General features: G+C 31.1%; 19 protein-coding genes. 8 read left to right on the forward strand and 11 right to left on the reverse strand.

Annotated elements, in window-relative coordinates:
• Positions 1-58: 58 nt before the first annotated feature.
• Positions 59-757, forward strand: coding sequence for a sulfite exporter TauE/SafE family protein (locus WG951_RS15205; RefSeq protein WP_105047796.1), 699 nt, complete (start codon positions 59-61; stop codon positions 755-757).
• A gap of 141 nt (positions 758-898) precedes the next feature.
• Complete coding sequence (locus tag WG951_RS15210; RefSeq protein ID WP_105047797.1) at positions 899-1879, forward strand: PorP/SprF family type IX secretion system membrane protein; 981 nt, start codon at positions 899-901, stop codon at positions 1877-1879.
• Here the strand turns inward: WG951_RS15210 and murI are convergent.
• The 8 genes from murI to WG951_RS15250 form a co-directional block, all read right to left on the reverse strand.
• Positions 1876-2673 carry a glutamate racemase gene (gene murI / locus WG951_RS15215; protein WP_105047798.1) on the reverse strand — a complete coding sequence of 266 codons (798 nt, stop codon included), beginning with the start codon at positions 2671-2673 and terminating at the stop codon, positions 1876-1878. The genes WG951_RS15210 and murI overlap by 4 nt on opposite strands.
• A 69-nt stretch (positions 2674-2742) precedes the next feature.
• Positions 2743-3249, reverse strand: coding sequence for an OmpH family outer membrane protein (locus tag WG951_RS15220; RefSeq protein WP_105047799.1), 507 nt, complete (start codon positions 3247-3249; stop codon positions 2743-2745).
• A gap of 19 nt (positions 3250-3268) precedes the next feature.
• A complete protein-coding gene (locus tag WG951_RS15225; protein ID WP_105047800.1) occupies positions 3269-4048 on the reverse strand; it encodes an OmpH family outer membrane protein in 780 nt (259 codons plus the stop codon).
• A 64-nt stretch (positions 4049-4112) separates the two neighbouring features.
• A complete protein-coding gene (gene bamA, locus WG951_RS15230; RefSeq protein ID WP_105049325.1) occupies positions 4113-6644 on the reverse strand; it encodes an outer membrane protein assembly factor BamA in 2532 nt (843 codons plus the stop codon).
• A 7-nt stretch (positions 6645-6651) separates the two neighbouring features.
• A complete protein-coding gene (locus WG951_RS15235) occupies positions 6652-7395 on the reverse strand; it encodes an isoprenyl transferase (protein ID WP_105047801.1) in 744 nt (247 codons plus the stop codon).
• Positions 7396-7400: 5 nt separating this feature from the next.
• Positions 7401-8114 carry a DUF6089 family protein gene (locus tag WG951_RS15240; protein ID WP_211296690.1) on the reverse strand — a complete coding sequence of 238 codons (714 nt, stop codon included), beginning with the start codon at positions 8112-8114 and terminating at the stop codon, positions 7401-7403.
• Positions 8115-8219: 105 nt separating this feature from the next.
• A complete protein-coding gene (locus WG951_RS15245; protein ID WP_105047802.1) occupies positions 8220-9119 on the reverse strand; it encodes an NAD kinase in 900 nt (299 codons plus the stop codon).
• Between the two features lie 37 nt (positions 9120-9156).
• The gene (locus WG951_RS15250) at positions 9157-9810 is read right to left on the reverse strand and encodes a CBS domain-containing protein (protein WP_245893462.1); all 654 of its coding nucleotides are present in this window, start codon (positions 9808-9810) and stop codon (positions 9157-9159) included.
• A gap of 66 nt (positions 9811-9876) precedes the next feature.
• Here WG951_RS15250 and WG951_RS15255 point away from each other — a divergent pair, with 66 nt between their 5' ends.
• The 3 genes from WG951_RS15255 (at position 9877) to WG951_RS15265 (ending at position 12600) form a co-directional block, all read left to right on the forward strand.
• The gene (locus WG951_RS15255; RefSeq protein ID WP_105047804.1) at positions 9877-10590 is read left to right on the forward strand and encodes a pyridoxine 5'-phosphate synthase; all 714 of its coding nucleotides are present in this window, start codon (positions 9877-9879) and stop codon (positions 10588-10590) included.
• A 95-nt stretch (positions 10591-10685) separates the two neighbouring features.
• The gene (locus tag WG951_RS15260; RefSeq protein WP_105047805.1) at positions 10686-11459 is read left to right on the forward strand and encodes an alpha/beta fold hydrolase; all 774 of its coding nucleotides are present in this window, start codon (positions 10686-10688) and stop codon (positions 11457-11459) included.
• A 280-nt stretch (positions 11460-11739) separates the two neighbouring features.
• A complete protein-coding gene (locus WG951_RS15265; protein WP_105047806.1) occupies positions 11740-12600 on the forward strand; it encodes a phosphatase PAP2 family protein in 861 nt (286 codons plus the stop codon).
• A gap of 103 nt (positions 12601-12703) precedes the next feature.
• On the opposite strand, the gene katG is transcribed toward WG951_RS15265, so the two are convergent.
• Positions 12704-14953 carry a catalase/peroxidase HPI gene (gene katG, locus WG951_RS15270; RefSeq protein WP_105047807.1) on the reverse strand — a complete coding sequence of 750 codons (2250 nt, stop codon included), beginning with the start codon at positions 14951-14953 and terminating at the stop codon, positions 12704-12706.
• A 255-nt stretch (positions 14954-15208) separates the two neighbouring features.
• Between katG and WG951_RS15275 the strand changes: the two genes are divergently transcribed.
• Together WG951_RS15275 and WG951_RS15280 are read left to right on the forward strand one after the other, a co-directional pair.
• Positions 15209-15535 (forward strand): nucleotide pyrophosphohydrolase, encoded by a 327-nt coding sequence (locus WG951_RS15275; RefSeq protein WP_105047808.1) that lies wholly within the window; start codon positions 15209-15211, stop codon positions 15533-15535.
• Entirely contained in the window at positions 15535-15780 is a 246-nt protein-coding gene (locus WG951_RS15280; RefSeq protein ID WP_105047809.1) for a hypothetical protein, read from the forward strand. The genes WG951_RS15275 and WG951_RS15280 overlap by 1 nt, the downstream gene beginning before the upstream one ends.
• 10 nt (positions 15781-15790) lie before the next feature.
• On the opposite strand, the gene WG951_RS15285 is transcribed toward WG951_RS15280, so the two are convergent.
• Positions 15791-16408 carry a DUF1684 domain-containing protein gene (locus WG951_RS15285; protein ID WP_105047810.1) on the reverse strand — a complete coding sequence of 206 codons (618 nt, stop codon included), beginning with the start codon at positions 16406-16408 and terminating at the stop codon, positions 15791-15793.
• 333 nt (positions 16409-16741) lie between these two features.
• On the opposite strand from WG951_RS15285, the gene WG951_RS15290 reads away from it, so the two are divergent.
• Positions 16742-17953 carry an MDR family MFS transporter gene (locus WG951_RS15290; protein ID WP_105047811.1) on the forward strand — a complete coding sequence of 404 codons (1212 nt, stop codon included), beginning with the start codon at positions 16742-16744 and terminating at the stop codon, positions 17951-17953.
• Between the two features lie 30 nt (positions 17954-17983).
• Here WG951_RS15290 and WG951_RS15295 read toward each other — a convergent pair whose 3' ends face one another.
• A complete protein-coding gene (locus WG951_RS15295; protein ID WP_105047812.1) occupies positions 17984-19801 on the reverse strand; it encodes a Xaa-Pro dipeptidyl-peptidase in 1818 nt (605 codons plus the stop codon).
• Between the last annotated feature and the right edge of the window lie 3 nt (positions 19802-19804).

Here is a 19804-nt window from a genome sequence, read left to right on the forward strand (position 1 = left end):
TTTAAAGGAAAATTAGCATAAAAAAATATTAATAAATTTATTTGAATCAATCCTATTTATGTTTCTATCAGCAATTATCTTTGGTTTATTAGGGAGCTTCCATTGCGTGGGTATGTGTGGGCCAATAGCCTTTATGTTACCAATTGATAGACAAAACAAAACAAAAGGTTTTCTGCAAATTTTAATTTATCATTTCGGAAGATTATTAAGCTATAGTTTAATAGGCTTGTTATTTGGCTTTCTTGGAAAGGGCTTTTATTTTTTTGGCTTTCAACAACAATTATCGATTATAGTAGGACTTAGCATGATTTTTGTAATTCTATTTCCAAAACTTTTTTCGAAAGTAAATTTTTCTAAAAATATAAATAAAGTAGTTTTTAAAGTAAAGAATGCTTTAGGAAAAGAACTTAAGAAAAAAAGAAATGATACTTTTTTTACCATAGGTTTTTTAAATGGATTTTTACCTTGTGGTTTGGTGTACATGGCTGTTTTTGGAGCTTTAGCAACAACAAACCCTTTTTCGGGTAGTTTGTATATGTTTTTATTTGGTCTAGGTACAATTCCGCTTATGACTTCAGTGGTCTATTTAGGTAATTTTACCAAAGGAACTTTTAGAAAAAGAATAAAAAAAGTAATTCCAATTGTAGTTGTTTTTATTGGAGTTTTATTTGTTTTAAGAGGTTTAGGATTGGGCATTCCATACATTTCTCCAGCACCCGTTGTAGATTTAGTTACTTCTAATAGTTCTTGTCATTAGTTTTTTTGTTATAAAATATGGTGCTTATTGTATTTTATATCTTTAAAAATAGAAGAACAATACTGTTAAATCTTTGACTAGCAAAGTATTTATTATAAGAAAAAAGTATATATTTGGTAACTTAAGACTAATCTCCCTTCAATGAAATTAAATTACGTACGATTTTGCCTTCTATGTGTTTTATTTTTTTCTGTTAAAAGTCACGCACAAGAGACTTTACCTATATATCAAGATTATTTATCAGACAATGTATATTTAGTACATCCTTCTGCTGCAGGTATTGGTAATTCCAGTAAATTACGTTTTACGGCGAGACAACAATGGGCAGGTATACCAGATGCTCCGTCTTTACAAACTTTGAGTTATCATTCTAGATTTGGAGAAGAAACTAATGCAGCATTTGGTGTTGTGTTATTTAATGATAAAAATGGATATCATTCTCAAAAAGGAATTCAAGGAACATATGCGTATCATTTACAATTAAGTGATGGTCATTTTTTTGAGCAACTGTCTTTTGGCTTATCTCTTACTTTTGTTCAAAATCAATCAGACCAAAGGTCTTTTGAAAGTGATGATGTGCCTGCTATTGTGCAAAGTACAAGTTATTACAATTCAGATTTTGGAGTAGCGTATCATCGTGGTGGTTTATCATCATATTTTACGGTAAAAAACTTATTCTTAACGGCAAAAAATAATTTAAATATTCAAGAATCTTTAGATTTAAGAAACTATGTTTTTTCTGCTGGGTTTTATTATGATAAATTTTATCATTTTCAATTAGAACCTTCTTTTATGTTGCAGTTAAAAGAAAGTACCGGACAACGTATTGCAGATTTTAATATAAAAGCTTACAAGACATTTAAAAAAACTCAAATGTGGGTAGCTTTGTCTTATCGTAGAAGCTTTGATTCTAATTCTATTAATAATGCTCAATTTATTTCTCCTATAATCGGCTTAAATTATAAAAACTTACTATTTTCTTATACCTATACCAACCAATTAGAAAGTGTTGTTTTAACCAATTCAGGTTTTCATCAAATTACTTTAGGTTTGAATTTATGGACAAAAGAAAAAACATGGCGTAGTATGCCAAATATTAATAATTCATTTATAGGTTTCTAGAATTCCTTTTCGGTAATTTTTATTTCTTTGCTTTTGTTGGATATTAACATTTCTAAAACATCTTTGTTTTTATTGATGAAAAATTGATAAGAACCCTTGTTGTTACTTGTGTTTATTAATTGATGCTTTTCTAGAATGTTTTTTGTTTGTTTTGCAACCGCTTCACCAGAATCTATAATCTGAATTTTATTACCTACCAATTTTCTTATTTGTGGAATAAGGTAAGGGTAGTGGGTACAACCCAAAACTAAGCAGTCTACATTGTCTTCTATTAAAGGGGTAATGTAAGTAGATAATAAGGCTGTCATTTGCTTAGAATGCAGCTTTCCGCTTTCAATGAGTTCTACCAAACCTTTTCCTATAATTTCTTTACGTATTATATTATGATTGATAGTGTGAGAAGTTTTTTCAAACAATTCACTATTTAAAGTGCCTTTTGTAGCTAATATCCCTATTTTATTTGTTTTGGTATGTAAAGCAGCAGTTTTAATTGCGGGTTCTATTCCTATAAACGGAATGTTGTATTTTTCTCTTAAAACTTTAATGGCATTTGTAGTTGCTGTATTGCAGGCAACAATTATTATTTTACAATTCTGAGCCAATAAAAATTCGGTATTCTTAATAGAAAGATTGATGATTTCTTGTTTGGTTTTTTCGCCGTATGGCGCATTTTTACTATCGGAAAGATAAATAGTATTCTCTTGTGGTAAGAGTGCGTTAATTTCTTTCCAAATAGAGGTTCCGCCAACACCTGAGTCGAATATGCCAATAGGAAATTTGTTGTTTTTTACCATGGTTTGTAAAAATAAAAAAACCTACTGATATTCAGTAGGTTTTTAATTTGTAATATTATGTGCTTTTAATTAGAAACCTAATTTAGCTTTTACATCATTAAAAAGATCTTCTCCTTTTTTAACTAGTAAGCCTTTACCTACAGAAGCATCTAATACGTATAAAATACTTTTAGAAGCAGCAACAGCGTCAATTGCTTTTTGCGCTTTTTCTATAATAGGTTGTAAACCTTCATTTTGTTTTTTCTGCATGTCTTGGTACGCAAATCTTCTTGCTTGTTCAATTTTAGCAGCTTCTTGTTGTAATTCTTGAGCTCTTTTATCATTAGTCTCATTGGTTTGGCCTTTAGATTCAGCAACATATTTTTGTCTAGTTGCTTCAATTTTTTTCTCCATACCAGTAATTTCGTCTTGGTAAGTTTTACCAAGCTTTTCCATGTCTAATTTAAGAGTTTTTGTTTGTGGCATTTCTGCTACTAATTTTTCAAAGTCTATATGACCTATCTTTTGTGCATTTGCAACACCAGCTAATCCTAAAGTAAATACAGCAATTAATAGTAACGATTTTAAATTTTTCATTCTTGTTTTAATTTAATTATTATTCTTGTTCTTTTTTTTCTTGTTCTTTTTTCTTTCTTAACGCTTCTTTTTTCTCTCTAAGCAATTGTCTTTTCTCTTCTCTTTGTTTTAATAGTTTTTCTCTTTTTTCTGCAATTAGTTTCTTTTTTGCTTCAACATCTGCAATTTTTTTTGCTTGTGCTGCCTCTTTTTTACTAATAGCTTCCTTTTGTCTATCTGTCAATCCTTTTTCAGGAGCAAGAAGTTGCTCTTGTCTTTTCTTATCTTTTTCGTCTATTAATCTACTTCGATCTATAGTTGCTAAAACAAGGTCGCTAATATCGTATTTTTTATTTGAATATAGCATAACCAAATCGGTAGATTTATCAAAAACAAAATCATATTTTTTTCTTTTAGAAATACTTTGAATCGCATTGTAAACCTGATCTTGAATTGGTTTTACCAATTGCTTTCTCACAGAGAACATATCTCCCTTAGGACCAAAGTATAAAGATTCTAATCTTCTTAATTCTACTTGTTTTAAACTAATTTCTTCTTCTTTTTCTTCAATTAGGTCTTTTGTTAGAATTGCTTTTTCGTTGGCTAAGTCTGTTTTTAAAACTTCTATATGTCTTGCTTGGTCATCTAATTTTTTTCTCCATTTAGCAATTTTTGCATCAAGAGTGTTTTGTGCTTCTAAATATTCTGGAACATTTTCTAGAATATACTCCATATCTATATAAGCAATTAATTGATTTCTTTGAGACCAAGAAATACTAGCACTAAGTATAAGAACGACTAATAAAAATATTTTTTTCATTTGTATAATGTATTTAGAAAAAACCGTGCCAAAAAAACTTTTTCTTTACAAAGTTACTGTTTTCTTAGAATTGTTTTCCAATAATAAAATGTGTTTGCCAGCCAGATTTTACTGTTTGCCCAGGTAATGGATCAAAACCATGTGCAAAGTCAATTCCTAATAGACCAAATGCAGGCATAAATATTCTTACACCCACTCCTGCTGAACGTTTTAATTCAAACGGATTAAATTCTTGAAAATTGTCATAAGAGTTTCCTGCTTCTAAAAAACCTAAAGTATATATAGAGGCAGACGGAGCATCTGTTATCGAATAACGTAATTCTAACTGAAATTTATTATAAATGGTACCTCCAAAATTAGATGAAAGACCACTGTTTTCATATCCCCTTAAACCGATTGTTTCTCTACCATCTAATTGGTAAGCCGCAATACCATCTCCACCAACAAAGTAACGTTCTACTGGTGTTGCGCCAAGTTCATGATTATAAGAGCCTAAATATCCTACTTCTGCATTGGTCATTAATACTAATTTTTCTGTAAAAGAAGTATACCATTTTCCTTTTACATTAAATTTATAATATTCTAACCATTTGTACTTTTCTAAATCAGATAAATTAGGATCAGAATAATCTTTTTTGTTTAGTAAAGAATACGGTAAAGTTGCTTTTGCTCCTACAGAAAATTCAGAACCATAAGTAGGGAAAATTAAACTTGGACCCGCTGAGTTTCTTGACAAAGTAATATTGTAAGATAAGTTGTTTAAGGTTCCGTTATTAAGGTTTATTCCTGCTAATCCAAAGTTATAATCGTTAGATTTTAATGCTTGGTAACTTATGGTTTGTGATAATTGAAAATAATCATCTGGCCATTTTAAACGTTGTCCTAACCCTAAAGAGGCTCCAATAATAGATAAACTTTTACTTTTATCTACATCATAAGTTGAAAAATCTAATTGATATTGGTTTGATGAATAGATAGAAAAAGATAAAGATTTTGGTTTTTTACCGCCTAACCATGGTTCTGTAAATGAAAAACTATAAGTGCTATAAGTTCTACTAGTTTGTAGTCTTAAAGCTAATGTTTGACCATCTCCCATAGGTAAGGGTTTGTAAGCGTCTTTGTTAAAGATGTTTTTAAAAGAAAAATTATTAAAAGATAAACCTAAAGTTCCTATAAAAGAACCACCACCATAACCACCTTGTAGTTCTATTTGACTTCCTCCTTTTTCTACAACTGTAAAATCTATATCTGCAGTTTTATTTTGATAATCAGGTATAACATCTGGTGTAACATTAGAGTCAAAGAAACCTAATTGACCAATTTCTCTAATAGATCTAATAATGGCACTTCTGCTAAATAAATCTCCTGGTTTTACACGTAATTCTCTAAATAATACGTGGTCATTTGTTTTATCATTACCAGAAACACTTACTTTTCTAATACGTGCTTTTTCATCTTCTCTAATTCTTATTTCTACGGTAATAGAATCGTTTTTTACTCTAGTTTCTACTGCATTAACAGAAGAGAATAAAAAACCATTATCTTGGTATAAGGTAGATATATCTTGCGAAGTAGGGCTACCATCTCCTTTAATACGTTCTTCTAAAACGGCACCATTGTACACATCTCCTTTTTCAATTTTTAAATATCTTTGAAGTTGTTCGTCTGTATATTCTTTGTTTCCTATAAATAAAATTTCTGCAAAACGGTATTGCCTACCTTCTTCTATGTCTAAATGAATGTTAATGGTATTGTCATCATTCCAACTAATTTTGTCACTAAGAATACGTGCATCTCTATAACCTAATCTACTGTATTTGTCTAAAATGCTTTCTAAATCTTCTTGGTAATCTTCTTCTATATATTTAGAGGCTTTCCAAAAACGTCCAAGAAATTTTTCTTTGGTGTTTTTCATCGCTTTTTTTAATTTCTTGTTAGAAAGCGCTTTGTTACCCGTAAAAAGAATGTCTTTAATTTTTATTTTTTTTCCTTTATCAATAAAGATAGCCATGTTAACAATATTAACGTCTGAGGTGTCTTTTTTAACGTCTAAATTTACTTTTGTTTTAAGGAAACCTTTATCTGTGTATTTTTTGGTAAAGTAATTTTTAGTAGTTACAATAAGGTTATCTGTAACCATAGCTCCTCTTTTAAGTTCTGCGTCTTTTTTTAATTCTTTCGCCTTCCCTTTTTTAATTCCGGTAATGGTTATGTTATTTAATTGAGGTAATTCTAAAACATCAAATTGTAGGTATACGGTATTGCCATCTAATCTAGCAAGGTAAACGTCTACATTGCTAAATTGTTTACTTTCGTATAGTTTTTTTATGGCGCTTGTAAGTTTATCTCCTGGTAATTTTATGGCTTGTCCATTTCTTAAACCAGTAAAAACTCTAACAGTTTCTTCACTAAACTTTTTTAAACCAGTAACACTAATGCTTCCTAGAATATATTCTTTTCCTTTTTCAAAGGAAGTGTTTTTAGTAGAAGTTGTATCTTTTTTTACAATTGATAGACTATCCTTCTCGTTTTGTGCTTTGGCACTAAAAGTAAAAAATAATGCCATTAGCATTATTGTAGCAGAAAATAATTTCATAAAAAATTTATTCTGTAATTTGTTCGCTTGTTTTTCCAAATCTTCGTTCTCTATTCTGATAATCTATGATTGCATCGTAAAAATGCTCTTCTCTAAAATCTGGCCAAAGTATATCTGTAAAATATAATTCGGCATATGCCATTTGCCATAACAAGAAATTACTAATGCGTTGTTCGCCACTAGTTCTTATCATTAAGTCAACGTCGGGCAAATTAAACGTATATAAATGGTTATTTATAGTATTTTCATCAATTTCTTCAATATTTAGCTCATTATTAACAACTTTTTTGGATATGTTTTTAATAGTGTTAACAATTTCTTCTCTAGAACCGTAGCTCAATGCAAAAGTTAAAACAATATCTGTATTGTTTTTTGTTTGAGAAATAACGTCTGCTAAAACATTTTGAGCTTTTTTGGGTAAGCTACTAATTAAACCTATTGCATTTACTTTTACTCCGTTTTTTAAAAAGCCAGGTAATTCTTTTTTTAATGAATTAATAAGTAAACTCATTAATGCGTCTACTTCTAATTTTGGTCGATTCCAATTTTCTGTAGAAAAAGCATATAAAGTAATTGCTTCAACATTTATTTTGGAAGCTGCGCTAACAGATTCTCTAACTGCTGTTAAGGCATTTCTATGGCCAAAAATTCTATTCATCCCTTTACCCTTGGCCCAACGACCATTACCATCCATTATAATGGCAACATGTTTTGGCGTTTTTTGTAAGTCGATAAGTAATTTTTTATCCATAGTTTTTATAATCCGTTAGTATAACAAGCTGGTCTTCCAAAGGTATAAATGATAGAAACTCCAGTAAACATGTACCAATCATTTCCATCTCCTTTTAAATTCCTTTTTGTGGTTTCGCTTAAACCTGTAGGGATTTCATTTGAAGAATCGTAGAGCCTATCGTCTAAGTTATCTGTAAAAGTGTATCTAAATTTTGCTTCTAGGGCAAATGCTAAAGTACCAAATAATTTAGATTTATATCCGATACCAAAAGGAATTGCGTAGGATGTTTTGTTAGTGTTTTTGTATTCGTTTGTAGAAGTTCGGTTACCGGCTACCGAGTTATAGTTAAAAGTAGCTAATTCTAAGAGTAGGTATGGAGTCCATGTTTTATCATCAGAAGATAAATCATACTCATAAAAATTAAATTCGATACCAACAGCTAATTCATTTATTGTATTCGAAAAATGTAAGTCTCTGTCTTTTCTATATCTAATGTCTGCATTTGCATCATCTCCAGAGATAGGTAGATAACTATAAGTTGCTCTTAATGCAACTCTAGGATTCCAATTATATTTGTAAAATAAGGCTCCGGCAGGTTTGTTTGGTGAAAAATAATAGTTTTTACCAATGTCTCCAACATAGTTTGTGCCTCCTAAAGAGAGGCCTACTTCATGAAGTTGCCCCAAGAATATAGAGGTGAAACTTACAAATACAAAAAATAATATTTTTTTTTTCATTCTAAAAATAGTCCGCAAATATAGAAATTTCAAATTGCTTTATAAAGTTAATACGTTGTCTTTTTTGAATAACCTTTTTTTTAAGGAAATATTGTAAGTAATACGTTAAAGATTTGTTTTGTTTCTAATGTCTTCTCCCCATAAGAGTTTGCTTCTTAATGTCTTTAGAAAAGATTGATTTTTTGGTAAAATACTTTTTATTGTAAAGTCTGTTTTTTCTATAAAAATTTTAGTATTGTTAGGTACACTAGAAACTCTAGAATCTAATGATATTAAAAAGCTCTTTTCTCTAGAGTCTACTTTTAATTCTACTTTAGTTTCATCAGAAATAACCATGGGCCTTGCATTTAAATTATGAGGAGCAATTGGAGTAATTACTAAGTTTTTAGAATCTGGTAAAATAACGGGGCCATTACAACTTAAAGAATAGCCAGTAGAACCTGTAGGAGTAGCTATTATTAAGCCATCTGCCCAATAATTGGTAAGATATTCTCCGTTTAAATACGTTTTTACACCAATCATAGATGTGGTGTTTTTCTTTGCTATAGTAACTTCGTTTAAGGCAAAATTTAGCTCGGTAAAGTCTTTTGTTTTTGGTTCTGTTTTTACAGATACAAGCGTTCTTTCTTGTATTGTATAATCTCCCTTAATTATTAATTTTATGCTTTCTTCTATAAGGTCTTTTGGTACATTGGCTAAAAAACCTAATCTACCTGTGTTTATTCCTAAAATAGGGATGTTTAAATCTCTAATGTGGGTAACAGAACGCAAAAAGGTTCCGTCGCCACCAAGCGTAAACATAATATCGAAAGAGCTGTTTAAATCATTAAAACTAACAAAGGTTTTATAATTATTTTCTAAAACATTGCTCTCAACCAAAAGAGTATAAAATTCTTTTTCAATATAGAAATCAACCTTATTTTTTTCTAAAACGTGTAATAAAGTTTTAATTTCTTTATCTGATGAAATGGCGTAAGATTGACCGTAAATTGCTGCTTTCTTCACTTCTTTATTTTTTTTTATAAATGCTCCTTCTAAAGGATTACATTTCTAGATATTTTTGTAAATATTCAGATCTACTCTTTAAATCCTCTAAATAAATATCATTTTCGTGCATAGATATAATTTTATAATCATATCTTCTAAGGGTTTGCATTATTTCATTTATTTCATCCGAAATTACTTTAATGGTAATTTGAATAGTATCTGCTTTTTTTTCTGAAATATACAAACCTAATAATTTACCGCCATTAGATTCTATAATTTGAACTACTTGACTCATAGAATAATCATTTCTAAGTTTTTCTATAATTAAAGTCTCGCTTTCTTCAATCATAAAAGGACTTGTAGAAAAAACGTCTAGAACATCACGCAGATCAAAATAGCCAACATATTCTTTTTGTTCATCTAAAACAGGTATAATATTGGTGTCGTTATCAGCAAAAATTTTTAATAGTTCTAAAACAGTTGCTTTGTCATCCGCAAAAAAAGAATTTAATAAATGTGAAGATTTTACTAATTCTTCTTCATTATTTTCAATCGTTTGTACATCATCTTCTGCAAAAGAACCTAGTAGTTTGTTGTTTTCAACTACAGGAAAATGGGTGATAGGGTAATTTTTAAACACTTTTTGAGCCTTTTTTACAGCGTCTTTTAAGTGAAGTGGTGTTATTTCTTTTAATATATAGTCGTTCATATTCATGCTTTACGAATATAGGATAAAATGATTTAATAAATTATATTTGTAGCCTAATTTTAGACAATGACAAAGTTAAGTGTAAATATTAATAAAATTGCAACTTTAAGAAATTCTCGTGGCGGAAACGTACCTAATTTATTAACAGTTGCCACGGATATTGAAGGGTTTGGTGCTCAGGGAATTACAATTCACCCAAGACCAGATGAAAGACATATTCGTTACCAAGATGCTAGAGATTTAAAAAATATTGTTACTACAGAGTATAATATTGAAGGAAATCCTATAAAATCTTTTATGGATTTGGTTTTAGAAGTAAAACCAACTCAAGTTACTTTGGTGCCAGATGCCCTAGATGCAATTACGTCTAATGCTGGTTGGGATACCATTACGCATCAATCTTTTTTACAAGAAGTAATTAAAGAATTTCAACAAAACGGAATTAGAACATCTATTTTTATTGATACGGATGCTAAGCTAATTGAAGCTGCTGCAAAAACTGGTGCTGATAGAGTAGAGTTGTATACAGAAGATTTTGCAACGCAATTCGATTTAGGAAATTTTGATGCTATAAAGCCTTATACTGAAGCGGCTGTTTTAGCTCATAAATTAGGATTAGGTGTTAATGCTGGGCACGATTTAAGCTTAGATAATATTAAGTTTTTTAAAGAGAATATTCCTAATTTAGACGAAGTTTCTATTGGACACGCGCTAATTGCAGAGAGTTTATACTTAGGTTTAGAAAATGTTGTAAATATGTATTTACATCGACTAAAATAGTAGGCAGTATTTAGTAGAAATGTCTCCTCGAGCGCAGTCGAGAGGTTCATTTAGGTCTCGACTGCGCTCGACCTGACAAAACCCAACAATCTAAAATGTCAAATAACCTAATATTACATTCAACCATAAAAGGAGAAGGAAAACCGTTGTTAATTTTACATGGTTATTTTGGAATGTCTGATAACTGGAAAACTTTAGGAAATCAGTTTTCTGAGGATTATCAAGTTCATTTAATTGATCAAAGAAATCACGGACGTAGTTTTCATGAAGACGAATTTAATTATGAAGTTTTAGTTGAAGATTTACATGCTTACATACAACATTACCAATTAGAACAAGTACATATTATAGGGCATTCTATGGGCGGAAAAACAGCAATGTTGTTTGCTGTTACATATCCTAATTTGGTTGATAAATTAATTATTGTTGATATTTCTCCAAGACAATATCAGCCACATCATAATGCAATTTTAGCGGGCTTAAATTCTATTGATTTTTCCGTAGAAAATTCTAGAAGTAAGGTTGATAAAAAACTAGCATCGTTAATTCCAGAATTAGGTGTGCGTCAGTTTTTATTAAAAAATGTCTACTGGAAAGAAAAAGGGCAATTGGCATTTAGATTCAATTTAGAATCTTTAACCGATAATAACATAGAAATAGGAGAAGCATTGCCTTCTTTTACTGTTTTTGAAAAAGATACCTTGTTTTTAAAAGGAGAAAAATCTAATTACATAACAAAAGATGAAGAGCCAATTATAGAGGCGCATTTTCCGAATTCTAAAATTGTAGAAATTAAAAATGCTGGTCATTGGTTGCATGCCGAAAATCCAAAACAATTTTACGATGAAGTTTCTACGTTTTTAAAGTAAAATAGTAGACTTATTAATAAAGTGAAAAGAGATTGAAACGGACTAAGTTATCAATCTCTTTTTTGTGTTCAGATAAGCTCGTTATTTATGAAATTCTTATTTAAAAAAAGATAGTAGTTGTATTGTTTCTTTTGATGATTTTTTGAAACACGAACGTATTACCTACAAGAATGTCTGTTTATTTTTAAGGTTTGTAAATTGCTGTTTTTGTTTTTTGGGTTCAGAAATAAATTATTTTATGTAAGATAATAGTATCTTTGGCGCTTCAATTTTAATAAAAATGAAGAAACTACTAGTATTTTCGCTATTACTATTTATGTATAGTTTTACGTATTCTCAGAACCAATCTATCAATCTAAATCTTAAAAAAGATAGAGATTTATGGCAAAAATTTACCTACGATTTAGGAAATATGGCTGGCGGAATGGGTTACGCTTACAGTAGACCTTTACATTGGAAAGGAAAACAATTAAATAATTTAGCCTATGTTGCAGCAGGAACTTCTGCTTTGTATTTGGTGGATGATCATATTGATAATTGGGCAAATAATTGGAGAGGAGATGTACCGCGTTGGTTAGCCGATTACGGTAATGAATACGGAAGTCCGAATAATAATTTTATGATTACTGGAGCTGTTTATTTAACAGGTTTAATTTCTGATAATCCAAAATTAAGAAGAACAGGGGTGCTTTTAATTTCATCTGCATCTGCATCTGGATTGTTACAACAGATTTCTAAAAGAATTGTTGGTCGTGCAAGACCGAAAGCAGATGTTGGTAAAGGAACTTTTGATCCTTTACATTTTGACAGGGTTTTTAATTATGATTCTTTTCCTTCTGGGCACGTAATGTTAGGTTTTACAAATGCATATATTCTTGCAAAACATTTTGATAGCCCTTGGATAAAGGCAGGATTATATACTGTAGGTTCTATACCTGGTTTTGCTAGAATTGTAGATCGTTTTCACTGGGTTTCTGATGTTGTTTTTTCTACAGCTTTAAGTATTTTTATTGTGGAAGCAATAGATAGATATTTAGATACAAAATACGATCAGAAATATAACGATAAGGGTAAAAAGAAAAAGATAGCTTGGGATATACAATTTACACCACAAAGTTTTGGTATTGTAATGAACTTTTAGAGGTTAATTAATCTTATTTTAATTGACTTACCATCATAAAAAACGGTTTTGATAGCTACTATCAAAACCGTTTTTATTTTATATAAATGTAAGTTGTGTTTGCTTATTTTACATCAAATCTATCAGCATTCATTACTTTAGTCCACGCTTTTACAAAATCTTTTACAAACTTTTCTTTGTTATCATCTTGTGCATAAACTTCTGCATACGAACGTAAAATAGAATTAGAACCAAACACAAGGTCTACACGTGTTGCAGTCCATTTTACAGCACCTGTTTTACGGTCGCAAATGTTGTAAAGTCCGTTTTCTGTAGGTTTCCAAGTGTTATTCATGTCGGTTAAATTCACAAAGAAATCGTTGGTTAATACTCCAGGTCTGTCTGTAAAAACACCATGTTTTGTATGGTTGTAGTTCGTATCTAACATTCTCATACCACCAATAAGTACGGTCATTTCTGGTGCCGTTAATCCCATTAATTGCGTTCTGTCTAATAGTAATTCTTCTGTACTTACCACATAGTCTTTTTTGCTGAAATTTCTATATCCATCAGCCAAAGGCTCTAAAGGATCAAAAGATTCAGCATCTGTCATTTCATCCGTGGCATCTCCACGACCTGGTGTAAAAGGAACTATTGTTTCTAAACCAGCTGCTTTTATTGCTTGTTCTAAACCAACATTACCTGCTAAAACAATTACATCTGCAATACTAATTTTAAATTGAGCGGCAATTGGTTCTAAGATTGATAAAACATGTGCTAAACGTTTTGGCTCGTTTCCTTCCCAATCTTTTTGAGGAGCTAAACGAATTCTGGCACCATTGGCACCACCACGCATGTCAGAACCACGATACGTACGAGCACTATCCCAAGCAGTGGCAATCATTTCTGAATTTGATAATCCTGATGTTGCAATTTTTTCTTTTACTGCCGTTACATCATAATCTGTAGTTCCTGCAGGAATAGGATCTTGCCAAATTAAATCTTCTTTAGGTACATCTGCACCAAAGTAATTTGCTTTTGGTCCTAAATCTCTATGCGTTAATTTAAACCATGCACGTGCAAAAGTATCTGAAAAATAGTCTTGATCGTTCATGAATTTTAAAGAGATTTCCTTATATATTGGATCTATTTTCATGGCCATATCAGCATCTGTCATCATTGGGTTGTGACGGATACTAGCATCTTCTACATCTACCGGTTTGTCTTCATCTTTAATCGTTATAGGTTCCCATTGCAAAGCACCTGCCGGACTTTTAACTAACTCCCATTCATGGTTAAATAGCATTTCGAAAAAACCACCATCCCATTTTGTTGGGTTTGTTGTCCATGCGCCTTCCAATCCGCTGGTTACGGTGTAACGTCCTTTTCCAGATTTGTTAGGGTTGTGCCAACCTAAACCTTGTTCTTCTATGTTTGCAGCTTCTGGTTCAGGGCCTAAAATACTAGCATCACCATTACCATGTGTTTTACCAACGGTGTGTCCACCTGCGGTTAAAGCAACGGTTTCTTCATCATTCATTGCCATACGAGCAAATGTTTCACGTATTTGAGCAGCTGTTTTTAAAGGATCTGGTTTTCCATTAACACCTTCTGGGTTCACATAAATAAGTCCCATTTGTACTGCAGCCAATGGGTTTTCCATAGTGTCTGGCTTGTCTACATTAGCATAACGTTCATCACTTGGAGCCAACCATTCTTTTTCGGCTCCCCAATAGGTGTCTTTTTCTGGATGCCAAATATCTGGACGACCAAAAGCAAAACCAAATGTTTTTAAACCCATATTTTCATAAGCAATAGTACCTGCCAGCACAATTAAATCGGCCCAACTTACTTTGTTACCATACTTTTTCTTGATAGGCCATAATAAACGTCTTGCCTTGTCTAAACTAGCATTGTCTGGCCACGAGTTTAATGGGGCAAATCGCTGACTACCAGAACCTGCGCCACCACGACCGTCAGACGTACGGTAAGATCCGGCAGAATGCCAAGATAAACGAATCATTAACCCACCGTAATGTCCCCAATCTGCAGGCCACCAATCTTGACTATCCGTCATTAGGGCATGCATATCTTTTTTTAAAGCTTCAGTATCTAATTTTTTTAATTCTTCATGGTAATTAAAATCTTCTCCTAAAGGATTTGTTTTTGTATCATGCTGATGTAAAATATCAAGATTCAATGCATTTGGCCACCAATTCATAACATTAGATTGATTAGAAGTGTTTGCACCATGCATTACTGGGCATTTTCCAGCAGTTGCTTCTACTTTATTTTCTTCAGGTTTATTTTGTTCTTGATGATATGGGCATTTACTTTCATCATTAGGTGAGTTTGTGTGTTGGTCGTTTTCCATGATATATAGGTTTTGTGTTTTTTCTTGTTGTCAAAATTAATCTAATTGCAACTTGTAAATACCTTTATATAATTTTCATATTTTATTTTGTTATAAATAAAATTGATTAAAATTAAATTTACAATAGATTTATTAGATTTACTGAGGTTATTGCTCCCTACGAAGTTATCAGAAATTAAGTCTAGAAACAAACTAAATTATTTTAAAAACAATATCTTTGAAATCTTAAAATTTTCAATCATTTAATAAAGAAAAATGAATATAGAAAACGCACAAAAACAAGTAGACGATTGGATTAAAACTCATGGAGTTCGTTATTTTAATGAACTCACAAACATGGCGCAATTAACAGAGGAAGTAGGTGAAGTAGCCCGTATAATTGCAAGACGCTATGGAGAGCAAAGTGAAAAAGAATCTGATAAAAATAAGGATTTAGGAGAAGAATTAGCAGATGTACTATTTGTTGTTTTATGTTTGGCAAACCAAACAGGAATCAATTTACAAGATGCTTTCGAAAAGAAATTAGATATTAAAACAAAACGTGATCACGATCGTCATCACAACAATCAAAAATTAAAATAATGAGTGTATTAGAAAAAATAAAGCAACCTCTTTTTTGGACTAATTTTGCTAAAGTTGCAATTCCTTTCTTTGTTATTGTTACAATCGTTTCTTTGTTACTGGCTAGTTTTAGCGATATTTTTTCAGGAGATTTTACAAAAGTAGCAGAAACCAATTTTTTAAATGGCAAATGGAAAAACTTTTTTGGTTTTAAGGTTGTTTTTAGTGCTGTTTATGGTTTTTATATGACTAATAAAAAAATGTAGTGCTATTGTTTTAGTGTTTTTTAAAAGCCTTTATTCCTGCTTTTATTTCTAAATCTAAATGGTTTTTTCGCGGTGTTAAAGGACAAGAATACTTGTCGTTATAAGCACAATATGGGTTGTAGGTATTGTTAAAATTTAAGACTACAGTATTATCAGGTTTAATGTCTGTAGTCATTACATCCATATAGCGACCACCTCCATAAGATTCATTACCAGAAGTATCATCTGTAAAAGGCAAAAATAAATAGTCTTTGTATTTTTCATCACGCAAATCATCTTGACTTTGATAAATGGTTAATTTACAGTTTTTGCCATTTAAAGTAAAATCTAGCAAGCCATATTCTTTATATAATGGTTTTCTATCTGTAGTGGTTGCCATTTTAAATGTAGGAGCGTTTTCTGTTTTAGTGAATTTAGCATTTACAATAAAAGTAGAATCTACAGTAAAAAATTCTAAGCCATTAAAGTTCCTTAAATCTTTCTTTTTTAAAGGTGATTTTGAGGCGTCTTTATAACTAGCATTTAATTCTTGTTGATAAACAGTTTTACCCATTAAAGGACGTTTACCTTGCGACTTACAAGACATCATCATTAGAAAAACAGAACATATAAATAATAGTTTTTTCATTTAATTTAGTATTAAAAATAAGTGTTGTAGGTTTCGTTTTATAATTTAAAATAACGCTATTTGCTAATTTAAAAAAAAGCTGCGCTACGTATTTTTTATTTTAAAAATAATTTTTGACAAAAATACAATATTCAATTATTTTATGTAGTTTTGATCTGTTAATAAAATAAAAATGAATAAAGTCAATACATATTTAACCAAATTATCGCGTAAAAAGCGCCAAGGTCGGTATGTTTATATGTTTTGATGTTATCAATATAAAATCAAGTAATTATAAAAGTCCGACTTCATAAGTCGGACTTTTTTGTTTTTAGTGCAACAACCAACTTAACCATGAAAAAGTTATACAACAATTATATCAATACTTTTAGAGGACTCTCTACAGAGGTTTGGTGGCTTTCTTTAATTACATTTATCAATAGATCTGGTACAATGGTAATTCCTTTTTTGTCTTTGTACCTTACTAAAAGTCTGCATTTTTCTTTAACAGATGTTGGGTGGATTATGTCTTTCTTTGGTTTAGGTTCTGTATTAGGAACGTGGATTGGCGGAAAATTAACCGATAAAATTGGATATTACAAAGTAATGCTTGTAAGTTTATTTGGTACAGGTGTTTTATTTGTTTTACTACAATATGCAACTACATTTCATCAATTTTGTGCGGGTATTTTTTTAGTAATGATAGTGGCAGATGCTTTTAGACCCGCTATGTTTGTGGCGTTAAGTGCTTATAGTAAACCAGAAAATAAAACACGTTCTGTAACTTTAATTCGTTTGGCTATTAATTTAGGTTTTTCTGCAGGACCTGCAGTTGGAGGTTTAATAATTACAGGAATTGGTTATAAAGGATTGTTTTGGGCAGACGGAGTAACGTGTGTTTTAGCTGCTTTTTTATTGCTGCAAGTATTGCATCCTAAGAAAGCCAAAGTACAAGATGAGGTAAAAGTAGCTAACCCTATTTCTGCTTATAAAGATAAAGCTTTTTGGATATTCTTTATCGCCATGTTTATTTTTGGTTTTGTATTTATGCAGTATTTTTCTACTATGCCATTGTATTATAGTAAAAACCGTTTTTTATCAGAATTTGAAATAGGGTTGTTAATGGGGTTTAATGGCTTTTTTATATTCCTTTTTGAAATGCCTTTGATAAAATGGTTAGAAGATTCTAAAAAATCTAAAGTAAAGTTAATTGCCCTTGGCTTGTTTTTAACTGCGTTAAGTTTTATCATTTTAAACCTAACTGGTTGGATTGGGATTTTAATTATAGCCATGTTTTTAATGACAGTAGGAGAGATGATTGCGTTTCCGTTTTCGAATGCGTTTGCCGTAGAAAGAGCTAAAAAAGGAAATCAGGGAGAATATATGGCTTTGTATAGTATTGCATTTTCTTTAGCGCATATTTTTAGTCATAATATTGGTATGCAAATGGTGGCAAAATATGGTTTTGAAACTACGTGGACTGCAATTACAATTTTTGCATTATTTGGGGTTTTTGTATTGTTGCTCCTTTTAAGAATGTTAAAAAAAGAAAAAGCAACGATTTAATCGCTGCTTTTTTTAAGTATGATAACTTATTTATTCTGTAGCTTTTGCAAATGCTTCTTTACCGCCAACAACAGGAAGTGTAATAGAGGTTTTGTTTAAGTCGACTGTTAATTTTGTACCAGGTTTTGGTAATAATGTAAAATTAGAATCACTAGAAAAAATCATTAAACCAATTTGTTGTCCTTTTTTTATAATTTGATCATCTGGCTGTAGGTTAAAAGTCATTTCATAGAATTGCCCCTTTTTTAAAGGAGTGCTTTTTGTTAATGATGCATGATTTTGTAAATCTGCCCAACCACGTGTAATAATGTTGTCGGTAATTTTTGTTCTTTTTCCTTTATTCCAAGGTAATGAAACCAACCAAACAGATAAGTTTACCGCAGGTTTACTGCTTGCTGCGTTTATTTTTATAGAACTTAAGCCAGATATATGAAGATCTTCTTTTAAGGTAGGAGAAACATAAATTAATCGATGATTTGTATAATCTGCTTGGGCTAAAGCTTCACCAGAAAAAGAATAATTATCGACTAAAGTTTCTTTTACTTTAGAGGTTTTGGTAGTTAATAATTTACCAGCTTTGGGAGCACCTGGGGCTAAGTATAAAGTTACAGGTTGTGCAGCTGGGTTTGGGTAGTTTTTATAAGGAGTTGGTTCATCTTTTTTGTCGTTTTCTCTAACAATCCAAGCTTTTGCATCATTTTCTACGTTGTTTTTAATTCCGTGTAAATAACGAGTAAACCAACGATTCATCATTTTTATTGGAGGTGGTCCACCGTGGCCATTTTGATGATAAAATATTTGAGAAGGAATTCCCATTTCTTTAGCTTTATTGTAAATTCTATAACTATGCTCTGGCATCACATTCCAATCATTAAATCCATGAGACATTAATAAAGCAGCTGTCATAGGTTTCATATCATTTAAATAATCTCTTCCTGCCCAAAAATCGTTATAATCACCACTTTCTCTGTCCATGCCATTCGCCATTTCTGTATCTCTAATAACTTTATTATTACGAGCTCTATTTTCTTCTTTTCCGCTATGAATATAATCATATAAAACATCAATGTCTTCACCAAGATATCCGCCAGGAGACCGTACCAGTCCATTAGATCTATAATAATGATAATAAGAAGTATTTGGGGCAACTGGTATAATTGCCTCTAATCCATTTACGCCGGTTGTAGCTGCTGCTAACGGAATTGTTCCGTTATAAGAAGTTCCTGTCATACCTACTTTTCCGGTAGCCCAAAAAGCAGTAACCTCTTCATTTCCTTCTCTTTCTGTAAAGCCTTTTGCACGTCCGTTTAACCAATCTATAACTGCTTTTGGTGCTAAAGATTCATTGTCTCCACCAACTGTAGGTGCTCCATCAGACAAACCAGTTCCTGGTGATGAAGAATGAATAACGATATAGCCTCTTGGAACCCACGTTTTAATTTGTGAATTTGAAATAATTGGTCTTTTTCCGGTTCTTTCAACTTCTACATAAACTGGTTTTGCTACTTTTTCACCTAATTCATGTTTTACATTCCAAAATAATTCTGTACCTCCTTTGGCAGTACCAGAATAATATGGGCTAGATTCATAAACAACAGGTAGTTTTAAACCTTCAGTTTCTGTTTGCTCAGGTCTTGTAACATCAACATGCATTCTATCTAGTTTTCCGTCTCCGTCGCTATCAAACGTAGTTTCTACCCATAAATCTGTACGAATCCATTTACTAGAATCGTTAAAAGCTTCTACTATTTGTGCTTCCCCATTTTTAAAAATAGGTGTTGCTTTTTCTTGTGCCTTCATTGCTAGGGCAAAAAGAAATACTATTAAAATTTGAATTTTATTTTTCATTTT

Origin of the sequence: Polaribacter butkevichii (assembly GCF_038024105.1) — a bacterium.
Taxonomy (GTDB): Bacteria; Bacteroidota; Bacteroidia; order Flavobacteriales; family Flavobacteriaceae; genus Polaribacter; species Polaribacter butkevichii.

What these genes read in the sequence shown, in the direction of transcription:
- WG951_RS15295 (WP_105047812.1), bottom strand. Translation starts at nt 19,801, where the DNA reads ATGAAAAATAAAATTCAAATTTTAATAGTATTTCTTTTTGCCCTAGCA.
- WG951_RS15260 (WP_105047805.1), top strand. Translation starts at nt 10,686, where the DNA reads ATGTCAAATAACCTAATATTACATTCAACCATAAAAGGAGAAGGAAAA.
- WG951_RS15250 (WP_245893462.1), bottom strand. Translation starts at nt 9,810, where the DNA reads ATGAACGACTATATATTAAAAGAAATAACACCACTTCACTTAAAAGAC.
- katG (WP_105047807.1), bottom strand. Translation starts at nt 14,953, where the DNA reads ATGGAAAACGACCAACACACAAACTCACCTAATGATGAAAGTAAATGC.
- murI (WP_105047798.1), bottom strand. Translation starts at nt 2,673, where the DNA reads ATGGTAAAAAACAACAAATTTCCTATTGGCATATTCGACTCAGGTGTT.
- WG951_RS15235 (WP_105047801.1), bottom strand. Translation starts at nt 7,395, where the DNA reads ATGGATAAAAAATTACTTATCGACTTACAAAAAACGCCAAAACATGTT.
- bamA (WP_105049325.1), bottom strand. Translation starts at nt 6,644, where the DNA reads ATGAAATTATTTTCTGCTACAATAATGCTAATGGCATTATTTTTTACT.
- WG951_RS15275 (WP_105047808.1), top strand. Translation starts at nt 15,209, where the DNA reads ATGAATATAGAAAACGCACAAAAACAAGTAGACGATTGGATTAAAACT.
- WG951_RS15210 (WP_105047797.1), top strand. Translation starts at nt 899, where the DNA reads ATGAAATTAAATTACGTACGATTTTGCCTTCTATGTGTTTTATTTTTT.
- WG951_RS15280 (WP_105047809.1), top strand. Translation starts at nt 15,535, where the DNA reads ATGAGTGTATTAGAAAAAATAAAGCAACCTCTTTTTTGGACTAATTTT.
- WG951_RS15265 (WP_105047806.1), top strand. Translation starts at nt 11,740, where the DNA reads ATGAAGAAACTACTAGTATTTTCGCTATTACTATTTATGTATAGTTTT.
- WG951_RS15255 (WP_105047804.1), top strand. Translation starts at nt 9,877, where the DNA reads ATGACAAAGTTAAGTGTAAATATTAATAAAATTGCAACTTTAAGAAAT.
- WG951_RS15205 (WP_105047796.1), top strand. Translation starts at nt 59, where the DNA reads ATGTTTCTATCAGCAATTATCTTTGGTTTATTAGGGAGCTTCCATTGC.
- WG951_RS15240 (WP_211296690.1), bottom strand. Translation starts at nt 8,114, where the DNA reads ATGAAAAAAAAAATATTATTTTTTGTATTTGTAAGTTTCACCTCTATA.
- WG951_RS15225 (WP_105047800.1), bottom strand. Translation starts at nt 4,048, where the DNA reads ATGAAAAAAATATTTTTATTAGTCGTTCTTATACTTAGTGCTAGTATT.
- WG951_RS15285 (WP_105047810.1), bottom strand. Translation starts at nt 16,408, where the DNA reads ATGAAAAAACTATTATTTATATGTTCTGTTTTTCTAATGATGATGTCT.
- WG951_RS15220 (WP_105047799.1), bottom strand. Translation starts at nt 3,249, where the DNA reads ATGAAAAATTTAAAATCGTTACTATTAATTGCTGTATTTACTTTAGGA.
- WG951_RS15290 (WP_105047811.1), top strand. Translation starts at nt 16,742, where the DNA reads ATGAAAAAGTTATACAACAATTATATCAATACTTTTAGAGGACTCTCT.